Consider the following 12,550-nt stretch of genomic DNA (forward strand, 5'->3'; position numbering starts at 1 on the left):
CATGCCTCTCCCTCGTGCGGCGCCACCTTATCCGGCCGGGCGGTGTCGCATTGTCGCCGGAGCGGCATGGCGGAAATTTATTTTCGGTCGGCGGGGCGGCGGCGTTGACTCCATCATGAGGGATAATTATTCCATGATAATGGAAAATGAAGCGGAACCTCTGGAAAGCGCCATCGGCGAGCGGGTGCGGATGCTGCGCACGGCGCGCGGTCAGACGCTTGATGACCTCGCCTCCGCCTCCGGCGTCAGCCGGGCGATGATCTCGCGCATCGAGCGCGGCGAGGCGAGCCCGACGGCGCAGCTTCTGGCACGGCTCTGCACGGCGCTGGACCTGACGCTCTCGGCCTTTTTCGCCTTTTCCGGGGAGAGCGGCGATCCCTTGTCGCGGCGCGAGGCGCAGGTGCTCTGGCGCGATCCGGAAACGGGCTACCAGCGCCGCGCCGTATCGCCGCCGAACACCGCCTCGCGCGTCGATGTGGTGGAGGTCGAGTTCCCGGCCGGTGCGCGCATCACCTATCCGCCGGAAACGGCGAAAGCCGGCATGACGCAGCACGTCTGGCTGTTCTCCGGCCTGCTGCGCCTGACGGTCGGCGGCACGGCGCACGATCTCCGCCCCGGCGATTGCCTCTACATGAGCATCACCGAGGGCCATGTCTTTGAAAATCCCGGCGACATGCCGGCCCGCTATGCCGTGGTGCTGGACCGCGGACGCTGAACGAGGAACCGATGAGCGACATACGCCTGTTCGATACGAACGAAGCCCGCGCCCGCATCGGGGAACTGGCCGAGGTGCTTGCCGATTGCGTGACGGACGGCGCTTCCGTCGGCTTCATGGCGCCCTTCGGGCCGGCCGATGCGCTGCCCTTCTGGGAGGGCGTCGTCGCCGCGGTGGCGGAGGGCGCGGTGCTGCTCTTTGCCGCCGAGCGGGAGGGCCGCATCGCCGGCACGGTGCAGGTCGGCATGAGCCAGATGCCGAACCAGCCGCACCGGGCGGACGTGAAGAAGCTGCTGGTCAGGACGGACGAGCGCGGCCGCGGCCTTGCTCGCGCGCTGATGGCGGCGGCGGAGGCGGAGGCGGCCCGGCGCGGCAAGACGGTGCTGGTGCTCGACACGGCGACCGGCAGCCCGGCTGAAAGCATCTACGGACGCCTCGGCTGGCAGCGCGTCGGCGTCATCCCGGATTATGCGCTCTACCCGGACGGGCGCTATTGCGGCACGACGCTGTTCTACAAGCGCGTCGGCGGGCAGGAAGCGCATTGACAGGAAAGGTCCGGTCCTGCACCCATGCGGGCCGAACGTTCGCAGCAATGACGGCCCGCCATGTCCAAGACCACCCGCGCCACCCAGGCCCTTTCCAAAGCCGGCGTCTCCTTCACCGTCCATACCTATGACTACGATCCCGGCGCCGAGCGCGTTGGCCTCCAGGCAGCCGAGGCCATCGGGGAGCACCCGTCGCGCGTCCTCAAGACGCTGATGGCGGAGGTAGACGGCAAGCCGGTCTGCGTCATCGTGCCCTCCGACGAGGAGGTCAGTATGAAGAAGCTGGCGAGCGCCTTCGGCGGAAAATCGGCCAGCATGATGAAGCCGGCGGATGCCGAGCGGCTGACCGGTTTCGTTGTCGGCGGCATCAGCCCCTTCGGGCAGAAAAAACAGGTGCCGACCGCCATCGAGGAAGCGGCGCTGGCGCACGAGGCGGTCTACATGAACGGTGGCCAGCGCGGCCTTCAGGTGCGGCTTGTCCCGCGCGATGCGGCGGCGGCTCTGAAGGCGATCGTCGCGCCCGTCATCGCCTGACCTTCTCTTCGCCCGTCCGGCGCACTACGTTTCCCGCATCGATTTTCAGAAAGCAGGCTGTCATGACCCATCCTTCCGTCGATCCGCAAAAACTCGAAAAGCTCGCCGAAGTCGCCGTGCGCGTCGGCCTCCAGCTCCAGAAGGGGCAGGACCTCGTGGTGACCGCGCCGGTCGCCGCCCTGCCGCTCGTCCGCCTCATCACCAAGTATGCCTATATGGCCGGCGCCGGCCTCGTCAGCACCTTCTATGCCGACGAGGAGGCGACGCTCGCCCGCTACCGCTACGGGCCGGACGAGAGCTTCGACCGCGCGACGGACTGGCTCTACGAGGGCATGGCCAAGGCCTATGCGGGTGGCGCGGCGCGCCTTGCCATTTCCGGCGACAACCCGATGCTGCTCTCCGGCGAGGACCCGGCCAAGGTCGCCCGCGCCAACAAGGCCAATTCCACGGCCTACAAGCCGGCGCTGGAGAAGATCGCCAATTTCGACATCAACTGGAACATCGTCTCCTATCCGAACCCCTCCTGGGCGAAGCAGGTCTTCCCGAACGATCCCGAGGACGTCGCGGTCGAAAAGCTCGCCAATGCCATCTTCGCCGCCTCGCGCGTCGACGTCGCCGATCCGGTCGCCGCATGGGCGGCGCACAATGCCAATCTCGCCAAGCGCTCGGCCTGGCTCAACGGCAAGCGCTTTGCCGCGCTCCACTTCAAGGGGCCGGGCACGGATTTGGCGGTCGGCCTTGCCGACGGCCACGAATGGCACGGCGGCGCCTCCACGGCGAAGAACGGCATCACCTGCAACCCGAACATCCCGACGGAAGAGGTCTTCACGACGCCCCATGCGCTGCGCGTCGAGGGCCATGTCTCCTCCACCAAGCCGCTCTCCCACCAGGGCACGCTGATCGACAACATCCAGGTGCGCTTCGAGGGCGGCCGCATCGTCGAGGCGAAGGCGTCCAAGGGCGAGGCCGTGCTGAACAAGGTGCTGGACACCGACGAGGGCGCGCGCCGGCTCGGCGAAGTGGCGCTGGTGCCGCATTCCTCGCCGATCTCGGCGAGCGGCATCCTCTTCTACAACACGCTGTTCGACGAGAACGCCTCCTGCCACATCGCGCTCGGCCAGTGCTATTCGAAGTGCTTCCTCGACGGGGCGAACCTTTCGCCGGAAGAGATCCGCGCGCAGGGCGGCAATGAGAGCCTCATCCACATCGACTGGATGATCGGCTCCGACAAGGTCGACATCGATGGCATCGCCGCCGACGGCAGCCGCGTGCCGGTCATGCGTGCCGGCGAATGGGCGTAATCAGAAGAGAGAGCCCTGCCGGGGCGCGGGCTTTTCCGCCTCCGGCTTGGCGGGTGCCTTCTTCCGGGGCGTGCCACCGCCCGAGCCCCCACCACCCGAGCCGGTGACGGCGTCCACCGTGCCGTCGGCGAATTCAATGCCGATCGCGCGGCCGGGGCCGAGACTTGCTGCGCCCTTCACCGGCACGCCCTCCTCGTCGCGCACCAGCGCATAGCCGCGCTTCAGCACATTCCGGTAGGAGAGCGATTGCAGCACGCGGTCCTGCGCAAGCAGCAGCGCGCGGCGGCGGGAGAGGTCGCCGGCAAGCGCGCTCCCGGCGCGGAGCGTCAGGCTCGCCAGCTTCTCGCGGCTGCGTTCCGTCTGGGCCTTCACGCGGGCGGGTGTCGCCCGCAGCGAAACGTCGAAGGCGGAGAGCCGGGCGCGCAACTGGTCGAGCCTTCGCTCGACGATGCGCTCGGCCCTCAGCACCCGGTCGCCGACGCGCTGACGGCGCTCGGCGATGCGGGTCAGCAGCATGTCGGGCCGCAGATGCGCGGCGGTGCGCTCGAAGGCGCGGCGTTTGCCCGCGGTGTTCATCTGCAGGCCCCGGCCGAGCCCGGCCGCCGCCTCGTCGAACCGGCGGCGCGGCAGCGCCAGGAGCTGGTCGAGCGAGGGAAGGGCCCTTGCAAGGGCGCGCACGCCCTGCCGGCGGTTTTCCATCTGGCGGGCCGTAGCGCCGGAAAGGCGCGCGGCGAGCGAGGCGACCTCGGCCGTAAGGTCCGCCTTCACGGGCACCGCCATCTCGGCGGCCCCCGTCGGCGTCGGTGCACGCCGGTCGGCGGCGTGGTCGATCAGCGTCCAGTCCGTCTCGTGGCCGACCGCCGAGATCAGCGGGATGCGCGAGGCCGCTGCCGCGCGCACGACGATCTCGTCGTTGAAGCTCCACAGGTCCTCGAGGCTTCCCCCGCCGCGCGCGACGATCAGCACGTCGGGCCGCGCAATCGGCCCGCCCGGCTCCAGCGCGTTGAAGCCCGTAATGGCGGCGGCCACCTCCTCGCCCGAGCCTTCGCCCTGCACCTTGACCGGCCAGACGACGACATGGACCGGGAAGCGGTCGGAGATGCGGTGGAGGATATCGCGGATGACCGCGCCGGTCGGCGAGGTGACGACGCCGATCACCCTCGGCAAGAACGGCAGCGGCTTCTTGCGGCCGGTATCGAACAGGCCCTCGGCGGCGAGCTTGCGGCGGCGCTCCTCCAGCAGCGCCATCAGCGCGCCCGCGCCGGCCGGCTCCAGCGTCTCGATGACGATCTGGTATTTCGAAGAACCGGGGAAGGTGGTGATCTTGCCGGTGGCGATCACCTCCATGCCCTCTTCCGGCTTGAAGCGCAGGCGCGAGAAGCTGCCCTTCCAGATCACCGCGTCGATGCGCGCCCGCTCGTCCTTCAGCGAGAAATAGGCGTGCCCCGAGGAATGCTGGCCGCGATAGCCGGAGATCTCGCCGCGCACGCGCACCTGGTCGAAGGCCTGCTCGACGGTGCGCTTGATGGAGCCGGAAAGCTCCGAGACGGAATATTCGGCAAGGTTGCTGGGCGAATCGCTGTCGGAAAAGAAGCTCATGCGCCAAGTCTAGCCGGTTTGGCCGACGAAGACAGGGCGCGGGGCGCGGCGTCCCCAGATGCGTGCGGCTATTGCGGCTTCACCCGGTAGAGCCGCAGCACCGCGCCTTCGGTGCCGGCGACGGGCTCCAGATAGGCCGGAACCCTGCCCTTGAGGAGATCGGCATAAAGACCCTCCGGCTCCGCCTTGGCGAGATCGCGGGTCTGGGTGTCATCCGGGCAGAAGGCGAGCAGCGTCACATGCGCCCCGCGCAGGAAGGCTTCGGCCTGATGCGGGTTCGAAAGGCCGATATGCATTTCCGTCAGCATGCCGCCCTGGTTGCGGTGATAGGGAGCGGAAAGGACGCGGTGGCCGGTATAGCGCAGGATAGACGCCCCGATATTGGACGGGCCGGCGACGACACCGACAGGCTCGTCGGCAAGCGGGCGGATCGAGGCCATGTCGGTGCAGGAGGCGCGCGCGGCGGCCTTCGCCGAAAGGCCTTCGGTAAGCAGGGCCTGCGAGCGGCCGGGCACGACTGCACCGACAAGCGCCCAGCTAGCCGGAACTGAGGCGAGCGTGACGAGGAAGAAGGCGCTCGCGCGCCGGATATTCCTCGGCTCGGCGTTCGCCGCATTGCGCAGGTCCGCGATGAGGAAGCCGAGCGGCAGGGCCGAGAGCAGGTTGGAGAAGATCGCCCCGCGGATCTGGATCAGCGTGACGGCGAAGGAGACGGCGATGAGGGCAAGGAGCACGCCATGGGCCTCGCGCGCCTCTTTGCGCCGGATGCGCCAGAGGCAGACGAGGATGGCAAGCAGGCCCGGCATGTAGAAGGTGCCGATGGAGGCGGGCTCGCGATGGAACTGCTCCAGCGCCGACTGCGCCTCGATGACGCCGGAAAGCCAGAAGGTCTTCAGCAGCGGGTCGAGCGTATCGAGCGGATTGGCAAGGCAGCCGGGGGCGATGAGGAGGACCGCGGCGCCGATGACCGCGCCGGCCACGGCAAGCGCGGCGAACCGGCCGGCAAGGGACCGCCCGCTCGCCAGCGAGGCCGTCAGGAAGAGCGCGCCGCCGCCGAAGGTCGCCAGCGCATAGAAGCCGTAGGAAAGGCTGTCGCAGGTCACCTGCCCGTAGCGGGACGGCGCGACGGTCGCAAAGAAGGCGACGGTCACGGTCGCGGCGAGCGCTAGCCCGAAGGCAGCGGCAGCGTCCCGGAAAGCCGGGCCGTGCCACACCCAGCGCAGCGAGACGACGAGGCAGACGGCGGCGATCAGCGGCGTCGTCTCCGCGCCGATGGCGATGGCAAGGCCGGCAAGCGCGCCGGCAATGGCATGGTCGCGCGCCCGCATGAAGGGGTCGAGCAGCATGGCGGCGATGCAGGCGGCAAGGGTGAGCTGGACGTTGTGGTGATCGATCGCGCCCGGCTGGAAGCGGTTGAGCGCGACGAGGAACAGCACGGTCAGCACGAGCGTCGCGTGCATCGCGCCCTTGCCGCCCAGCCGGAAGCCGGCAAGCCCCATGCCGAAGATCACCGGCACAGTCAGCGAGAGCGGCCAGACGGCCAGCGCCAGCGCCTCGGCCCGCTCGCGGCCGGTGAAGAGCGAGAAGATGTCGATGAGGTTGGCAATCGGCAGGTCGACGAAGCGAGACCAGTGCATCAGCGTGCCGCCGGCAAGGCCGAGGCGGTATTGCGTCGTGTCGAACCAGCTCTGGCCGGCAAGAAGGTCCCGCACCATGACGAGCCGCATCGTGTCGTCGTTGTCGGCGCCGACATAGTCGGTCGCAAAGGGCAGCGAGACCGCAAGCAGGAGGGCGATCGCGAGGAGCGAATAGAGGATGAGGATGCCCGGCGTCATGCCCTGCCGGCGTTCCGCCGTCTGCGGATGGGCAAGCGGCAGCGCCGCGGGCATGGGGTTGGACATGGTCTGCCCTTTCGTCCGCCGTTTCAGGTCCGCCGAAACCTAGCCTTAACCTTCTCAAGAAATAGTAAAACCGGCGGCCGCAGCGGCTGGCCCACGGGAGATCGCGCCGCCATGACGGAAGCCTTGCTGGAAGACCTCGACATCGCCGTCCTGCTGCCATGCTACAACGAGGCGCAGACGATCGGTGACGTCGTCGCCGGTTTCCGCGCCGCGCTACCGTCCGCGCGCATCTATGTCTACGACAACAATTCCACCGATTCCACGGCGCTGCGCGCCGCGCTCGCCGGCGCCACGGTGGTGCGCGAGCGCCGCCAGGGCAAGGGCAATGTCGTGCGCCGCATGTTCTCCGATATCGAGGCGGACATCTACGTGATGGCCGACGGCGACGGCACCTATGCGGCGGGCGATGCGCCCGAGCTGGTGCGCACGCTGATCACCGAGGGCGCCGACATGGTGGTGGGCACCCGCCGCGGCGTCCATGCCGATGCCGGCCGCCAGGGCCACGCCTTCGGCAACCGTATCTTCAACACACTGTTCCGCGCGCTGTTCGGCAACGATTTCTCGGACATCTTCTCCGGCTACCGCGCGTTCTCGCGCCGCTTCGCCAAGAGCTTCCCGGCCGTTTCCGGCGGCTTCGAAATCGAGACGGAGATGTCGGTGCACGCCTCGCGGCTGCGCATGCCCGTCGCCGAGCTGGAGCTGGACTACGGCCGCCGACCGGAAGGCTCCCATTCCAAGCTCTCCACCTTCCGCGACGGTGGCCGTATTCTCTGGATGTTCGCCATGCTGATGAAGGAGACGCGCCCCTTCGCCTTCTTCGGCGCGATCAGCGGCGCCTTCATGGCGGCGAGCCTTTCCTTCATGGCGCCGGTGCTGGCGGCCTATTTCCGCACCGGCCTCGTCGAGCGCATGCCGACCTGGGTCTTCTCGCTGGCGCTGATGATGATCTCCTTCCTCGTCTTTTCCGCCGGCATGATCCTCGATTCGCTCGCCCGAGCTCGCGCCGAGCAGTTGCGCGTCCACTACATGACGCTGCCGGCGGGCCGGCACATGCGTACCGCCCGCAAGGTGCCGGAAAAGACGACACGCCATCTCGCCGCCTGAACAGGATCGCCATGAACCGGGAAACCACCAACCGCATCCGCTTCGTGATCGAGGACGTGCTGCCGCCGATCCTGCGCGATTCCGCGCTGTTCCGGCAGGCCGCGAGCCTTGTCTGGGGCAAGCACATCGCCAAGCTTGCGAAATTCCGCGAGCGCGCACCCTTCCTCACCGCCGCCGAATACGAGGACCTTTACCGCGAGCACCCGCGCGTCCATGCCGGCACGGACAATTCGCAGGCCTGCATCGACCGTATCGTCGCTTCCGTCATCGGCGACAGCGTCTGCGACGTCGGCTGCGGCACGGGCGCGCTGCTCAGCCATGTCAAGGCGGGCAATCCGGGCCTCGGGCGCCTGACGGGGGTCGATTTCGTCGTGGAGGATGCCGCGAGCATCGACGGCGTCGAGTATGTCGCCGCCATGATCGAATCCCTGCCCTTTGCCGATGGTGAGTTCGACACGGTCGTCTGTACCCACGTCATCGAGCATGTCCTGGAATATCGGCAGGCCATCGCCGAGCTGCGCCGCATCGCCCGCCGGCGGCTCATCATCGTCGTGCCGCGCGAGCGGGAATACCGCTACAGCTTCAATCCGCACTTCAATTTCTTCCCCTATACGCATTCCTTCCTGCGTGCCGTGCATCCGGTGCCGGAGCGTCATGTCTGTGTCGATATCGGCCGCGACATCTTCTACATGGAAGATCGGACGGAGGCCGAGGTGTGACCTTAGGAAACTACAGCGCGGGTGTCTGGGCCGGCCTCATCGGTACGCCGCTGATGATCGCGGTGGGCCAGGTGCTCTTCAAGCTGACGAGCGGCACGACAGGCGAGTTCGGTGCCAGGGGCCTTGTCGCGCTGATGCTCAATCCGCTGCTGCTGGCCGCGCTCGCCATCTACGGCACAGGCACGATCATCTGGATCTTCGTATTGAAGGCGGTGCCGCTGACGATCGGCTATTCCTTCATGGCGCTCACCTTCTGCTTCGTGCCGCTGCTCGCCAGCGTCTTTCTCGGGGAGGCCCTGACTGTGCGCTATGCGTTGGGCGCCTGCCTCATCGTCGGCGGCATGCTGGTCATCAACGGCTGACACTACCCTCCGCCGCTACCCCGCGGGAAAGATTTCCCTTGCCGGGAAAATGCACTACCGTCGCGCCGGAGCGAAAACGGGGAGCCCTTCATGCGCGTCATCTTTTCCGAGGACCACAAGCTCAGGAACGCCCGCAGCGAGCTTTTCGGCGGGGAACTGGTCCCGCCTTTCGAGGCGCCGTTCCGCGCCGAATGGATTCTCGCGGCCGTGCGCGAGGCGGGCTTCACGGATGTCTCGGCGCCCGAGCGCCACGGCCTCGAGACCGCGCTGAAGGTGCATGACGCCGGCTACCTTTCCTTCCTCGAAAAGGCATGGGGCCTGTGGGAAGCCGCCGGCTACAGGGGCGAGGCCATCGCCACCTCCTTCCCGGTCCGCCGCACCTCGCCGCGCATCCCCACCCAGATCGACGGCCTTCTCGGCTATTATTGCAACGCGTCCGAAACGGCGATCTCGCCCGGCACATGGGAGGCGGCCGTCTCCTCCATGCAGGTTGCGCTGACGGCGGCCGACATCGTCGCGGACGGAGCGAAGGCCGCCTTCGCGCTCTGCCGCCCGCCGGGCCACCATGCCGGCATCGACAGCTTCGGCGGCTACTGCTTCATCAACAATGCGGCCGTCGCCGCCCAGCGCTTCCTCGACAGGGGTGCACGGAAGGTCGCGATCCTCGACGTCGACTTCCACCACGGCAACGGCACGCAGGATATCTTCTACGAGCGCGGCGACGTCTATTTCGCCTCCCTCCACGGCGATCCGGCCGAAGCCTTCCCGCATTTCCTCGGCTATGCGGAGGAGACCGGCAAGGGCGCGGGCGAGGGCACGACGCGGAACTATCCGATGCCGCCCGGCACGCCCTATTCCGTCTGGGAAGCGGCGCTTGTCGATGCGCTGAGGCGCATTGCCACCTTCGGCGCGGAGGCGATCGTGCTGTCGCTCGGCGTCGATACCTTCGAGAAGGACCCGATCTCCTTCTTCAAGCTCACTTCGCCCGACTATGTGACGATGGGCAAGGCCGTCGCGGCGAGCGGCGTGCCGGTGCTCACCGTCATGGAAGGCGGCTACGGCGTCGAGGAAATCGGCCTCAACGTCGCCAACACGCTGAAGGGCATCGCCGGCTGAGGCCGGGCATCAATTTTCCTGAAGCAAGGCGTCACGATTATCCGTTTGCCGCCGGGCGGGCCCTCCTCTAGGACGGCAGGGCGGAGGATTTTCCATGGCGGACGAACAGGCGGCGACGGGCGGCGGCGGGCTTTCGGGCTCGGGAAACACGAGGTTCCTCACAGGCATCCTCCTGTGCTTCGGCTCCATGTCCAGCGTACAGTTCGGCTCGGCCTTCTCCGCGACGGCGATTGCGCTCTACGGACCCTTCGCCACGACCTTCCTGCGGCTCGTCATGGCCGCGGCGATCCTTGCGCTCATCGTGCGCCCGCCGGTGCGCTCCTATAGCCGTGCACAGTGGAAGAGCGCGCTGACGCTCGGCGTCACCATGGCGGCGATGACGCTCTCGTTCTTCGCGGCCATCGAGCGCATTCCGCTCGGCCTTGCCGTGGCCATCGAGTTCCTCGGCCCGCTCGCCGTGGCGACCGTCTCGCTCGGCGGCGGGTGGCGGCTCGTCTGGCCGTTCGCGGCCTTCGCGGGCGTACTGCTGCTTTCCCATGACGGCGAGGGCTGGGTCGGCGATCCGGTCGGCGTGCTCTTCGCCGCCGCTGCCGCCGTCGGCTGGGGCACCTACATCGTCCTCGTCAAGCAGGCCGGCAAGGCGTTCAGGGGGCTGGAGGGCCTCGCCATGTCGCTGATCGTCGCGGCCGTCGTCGCCGCGCCCTTCGGCCTGCCGCGCACGCCCGAGGCGATGAGCCCGGAAGGGCTTTCGATGATGCTGGGCCTTGCCCTGCTCGTGCCGCTCTTTCCCTATGCGCTGGAGATGATTGCGCTGCGCCGCATGCCGATGTCCGCCTTCGGCATCCTGATGAGCCTCGAGCCGGCGCTCGGCGCGCTTGCCGGCTTCCTCGTGCTCGGCCAGCCGATGACGCCCCTGCAGATGCTCGGCACGGGGCTGGTGGTCGCCGCCAGCGCCGGCGTCACCTCCGGTACGCAGGCGGAAAGCTAGGGCGCGGCCGGCCTCTTTCATGTTCCTGCCGCAATCGCTAGGTTCAAGCAGAATCATCGAACGATCCGGGGACACTCATGTACAAGAAATGCGCGCTTATCGCCGTTGCCGCGGCCTATCTTTCCGCCTGCACGACGACCGATCCCTATACGGGTGAGCAGAAGGTCTCCAACACGGCCGGGGGTGCCGCCATCGGCGCCGGCATGGGCGCCGTCGCGGGCCTCCTGATCGGCAACAACCCCGTGCAGCGCCGCAATGCCGCGCTGATCGGCGCCGGTGTCGGCGCGCTCGCCGGCGGGGCCATCGGCAACTACATGGACAACCAGGAAGCCGAGCTGCGCGCGCAACTCCAGGGCACGGGCGTCTCGGTCACGCGCGTCGGCGACCGCATCGTCCTCAACATGCCGTCCAACGTCACCTTCGCGACGGACCAGGACCAGGTCATTCCGCCCTTCTACCCGACGCTCGATTCCGTCGCCATCGTGCTGCGCAAGTTCGACAAGACGCTGATCGACGTCGATGGCCATACCGATTCCGTCGGCAATGCCGGCTACAACATGGACCTGTCCAACCGCCGCGCCAACTCGGTCGCCAACTACCTTGCCTCGCGCGGCGTCGATCCGCGGCGCATGTCCGCCATGGGCTACGGCCTCGAGCGGCCGATCGCCTCCAACGCGACGGAAATGGGCCGTGCGCAGAACCGGCGCGTGGAAATCTCCATCTCGCCGCTGCGCCAGGGCTGACCGTCCTCTACGGGCCCTCGCGCTCGGGGGCCCATTCCAGCCGCTTGTAGTCGAACCCGTATTTCAGCGTCGGCTTGACGATCTCGAAATAGGGCGAGAGGTCGAAGTCGCGCGGCGTGTAGAGCGAATGATGGCGGATATGCAATATCTCCTCGCGTGAATAGGTCGAGGTCGCCGCGGCGTGGCCCGGCGCGTAGGTGATGTTCGGCAGGACGGGATAGCCGATGGTCTGGAAGGCCTCGGCGATCAGCGTCGAGCAGATTGCCCGCGTCGGGTCGCCCGAGCCGAAGGCGATCAGGCGGCGGCGCCAGCGCACCGGAACGGGCGGCGTCGGCAGGAAATAGCGCAGCATGTCCGTGATGTTCTTCAGGTCGTATTTGAGCCCGAGCCGCGAGACCATGAAGGAGAGCAGCGCGTCGCGGTCCTCCGGCGTCAGGCCGATGGGCCGGCAGATGCGCGTGTTGTAGGTGCGGTACTTGGTGAGCGGCACGGCGATGCAGCCGTCGCCGATATTCACCTCGATGAGCTGCGGGCGCTCGGTTGCCGGAAGCGCGGCCTGGTCGAGCGTCAGCGGCGCGGCTTCGCCCACGAAGAGCGCGGCATGGGACCATGTCGACTGCGTGAGGTACTTGATCGCCGCCGAGACCTTCTGGTTGCCCTCGATGAGCAGCACGTCGCCGGGCCTGAGCGTGCGCGCCAGCGTTTCGGGATCGGAGGGCGTATAGGGCTCGTAGCCGGAGGTCTGGGACTGCAGCTTGTCGGCAAGACGGCGGCCGAGGCGGTCGAGCAGCGTGTCGCGGCTTGCGGAAAGCGGCTTCAGTCCTGCGGTCACGTCTCGTCCCTTGCATCCATCGGCCGCCACTCTAACCGCACGCAAGGCTTGCTGTCGAGGTTGACCATGCGCGGCTCCATCCTATATTTAG

Annotated in this window: 13 protein-coding genes; 10 read left to right on the forward strand and 3 right to left on the reverse strand. The window is 67.8% G+C overall.

The features are described from left to right. Nucleotides 1-139 precede the first annotated feature (139 nt). The 4 genes from ACZ5TO_RS18055 (at nucleotide 140) to ACZ5TO_RS18070 (ending at nucleotide 3,095) form a co-directional block, all read left to right on the forward strand. Entirely contained in the window at nucleotides 140-715 is a 576-nt protein-coding gene (locus ACZ5TO_RS18055; protein ID WP_464800422.1) for a helix-turn-helix domain-containing protein, read from the forward strand. 11 nt (nucleotides 716-726) lie between these two features. Further along, the gene (locus ACZ5TO_RS18060; RefSeq protein ID WP_464799065.1) at nucleotides 727-1,260 is read left to right on the forward strand and encodes a GNAT family N-acetyltransferase; all 534 of its coding nucleotides are present in this window, start codon (nucleotides 727-729) and stop codon (nucleotides 1,258-1,260) included. Between the two features lie 60 nt (nucleotides 1,261-1,320). Further along, the gene (ybaK, locus tag ACZ5TO_RS18065) at nucleotides 1,321-1,794 is read left to right on the forward strand and encodes a Cys-tRNA(Pro) deacylase (protein WP_464799066.1); all 474 of its coding nucleotides are present in this window, start codon (nucleotides 1,321-1,323) and stop codon (nucleotides 1,792-1,794) included. A 62-nt stretch (nucleotides 1,795-1,856) separates the two neighbouring features. Then, on the forward strand, nucleotides 1,857-3,095 hold the full coding sequence (locus ACZ5TO_RS18070) for an aminopeptidase (protein ID WP_464799067.1): 1,239 nt from the start codon (nucleotides 1,857-1,859) through the stop codon (nucleotides 3,093-3,095). Here the strand turns inward: ACZ5TO_RS18070 and xseA are convergent, their stop codons facing one another. Both xseA and ACZ5TO_RS18080 read right to left on the reverse strand, forming a co-directional pair. Further along, a complete protein-coding gene (gene xseA, locus ACZ5TO_RS18075; RefSeq protein WP_464799068.1) occupies nucleotides 3,096-4,694 on the reverse strand; it encodes an exodeoxyribonuclease VII large subunit in 1,599 nt (532 codons plus the stop codon). 68 nt (nucleotides 4,695-4,762) lie between these two features. Then, nucleotides 4,763-6,583 (reverse strand): hypothetical protein, encoded by a 1,821-nt coding sequence (locus ACZ5TO_RS18080; protein WP_464800423.1) that lies wholly within the window; start codon nucleotides 6,581-6,583, stop codon nucleotides 4,763-4,765. A 123-nt stretch (nucleotides 6,584-6,706) separates the two neighbouring features. On the opposite strand from ACZ5TO_RS18080, the gene ACZ5TO_RS18085 reads away from it, so the two are divergent. The 6 genes from ACZ5TO_RS18085 to ACZ5TO_RS18110 all read left to right on the forward strand — a co-directional run bounded on the left by ACZ5TO_RS18085 (nucleotide 6,707) and on the right by ACZ5TO_RS18110 (nucleotide 11,627). Next, on the forward strand, nucleotides 6,707-7,699 hold the full coding sequence (locus tag ACZ5TO_RS18085) for a glycosyltransferase (RefSeq protein WP_464799069.1): 993 nt from the start codon (nucleotides 6,707-6,709) through the stop codon (nucleotides 7,697-7,699). An 11-nt stretch (nucleotides 7,700-7,710) separates the two neighbouring features. Then, entirely contained in the window at nucleotides 7,711-8,418 is a 708-nt protein-coding gene (locus tag ACZ5TO_RS18090; protein ID WP_464799070.1) for a class I SAM-dependent methyltransferase, read from the forward strand. Further along, the gene (locus tag ACZ5TO_RS18095) at nucleotides 8,415-8,780 is read left to right on the forward strand and encodes a DMT family transporter (protein WP_464799071.1); all 366 of its coding nucleotides are present in this window, start codon (nucleotides 8,415-8,417) and stop codon (nucleotides 8,778-8,780) included. Before ACZ5TO_RS18090 ends, ACZ5TO_RS18095 begins: the two co-directional genes overlap by 4 nt. Before the next feature lie 90 nt (nucleotides 8,781-8,870). Then, a complete protein-coding gene (locus tag ACZ5TO_RS18100; protein WP_464799072.1) occupies nucleotides 8,871-9,896 on the forward strand; it encodes a histone deacetylase family protein in 1,026 nt (341 codons plus the stop codon). A 94-nt stretch (nucleotides 9,897-9,990) separates the two neighbouring features. Continuing rightward, nucleotides 9,991-10,884 carry an EamA family transporter gene (locus tag ACZ5TO_RS18105; protein WP_464799073.1) on the forward strand — a complete coding sequence of 298 codons (894 nt, stop codon included), beginning with the start codon at nucleotides 9,991-9,993 and terminating at the stop codon, nucleotides 10,882-10,884. A 77-nt stretch (nucleotides 10,885-10,961) separates the two neighbouring features. Continuing rightward, nucleotides 10,962-11,627 (forward strand): YiaD family glycine zipper/OmpA-like lipoprotein, encoded by a 666-nt coding sequence (locus ACZ5TO_RS18110; protein WP_184144496.1) that lies wholly within the window; start codon nucleotides 10,962-10,964, stop codon nucleotides 11,625-11,627. A gap of 7 nt (nucleotides 11,628-11,634) precedes the next feature. On the opposite strand, the gene ACZ5TO_RS18115 is transcribed toward ACZ5TO_RS18110, so the two are convergent. Further along, the gene (locus ACZ5TO_RS18115; protein ID WP_464799074.1) at nucleotides 11,635-12,459 is read right to left on the reverse strand and encodes a C40 family peptidase; all 825 of its coding nucleotides are present in this window, start codon (nucleotides 12,457-12,459) and stop codon (nucleotides 11,635-11,637) included. Between the last annotated feature and the right edge of the window lie 91 nt (nucleotides 12,460-12,550).

This window comes from Shinella sp. Sh6, assembly GCF_055392685.1.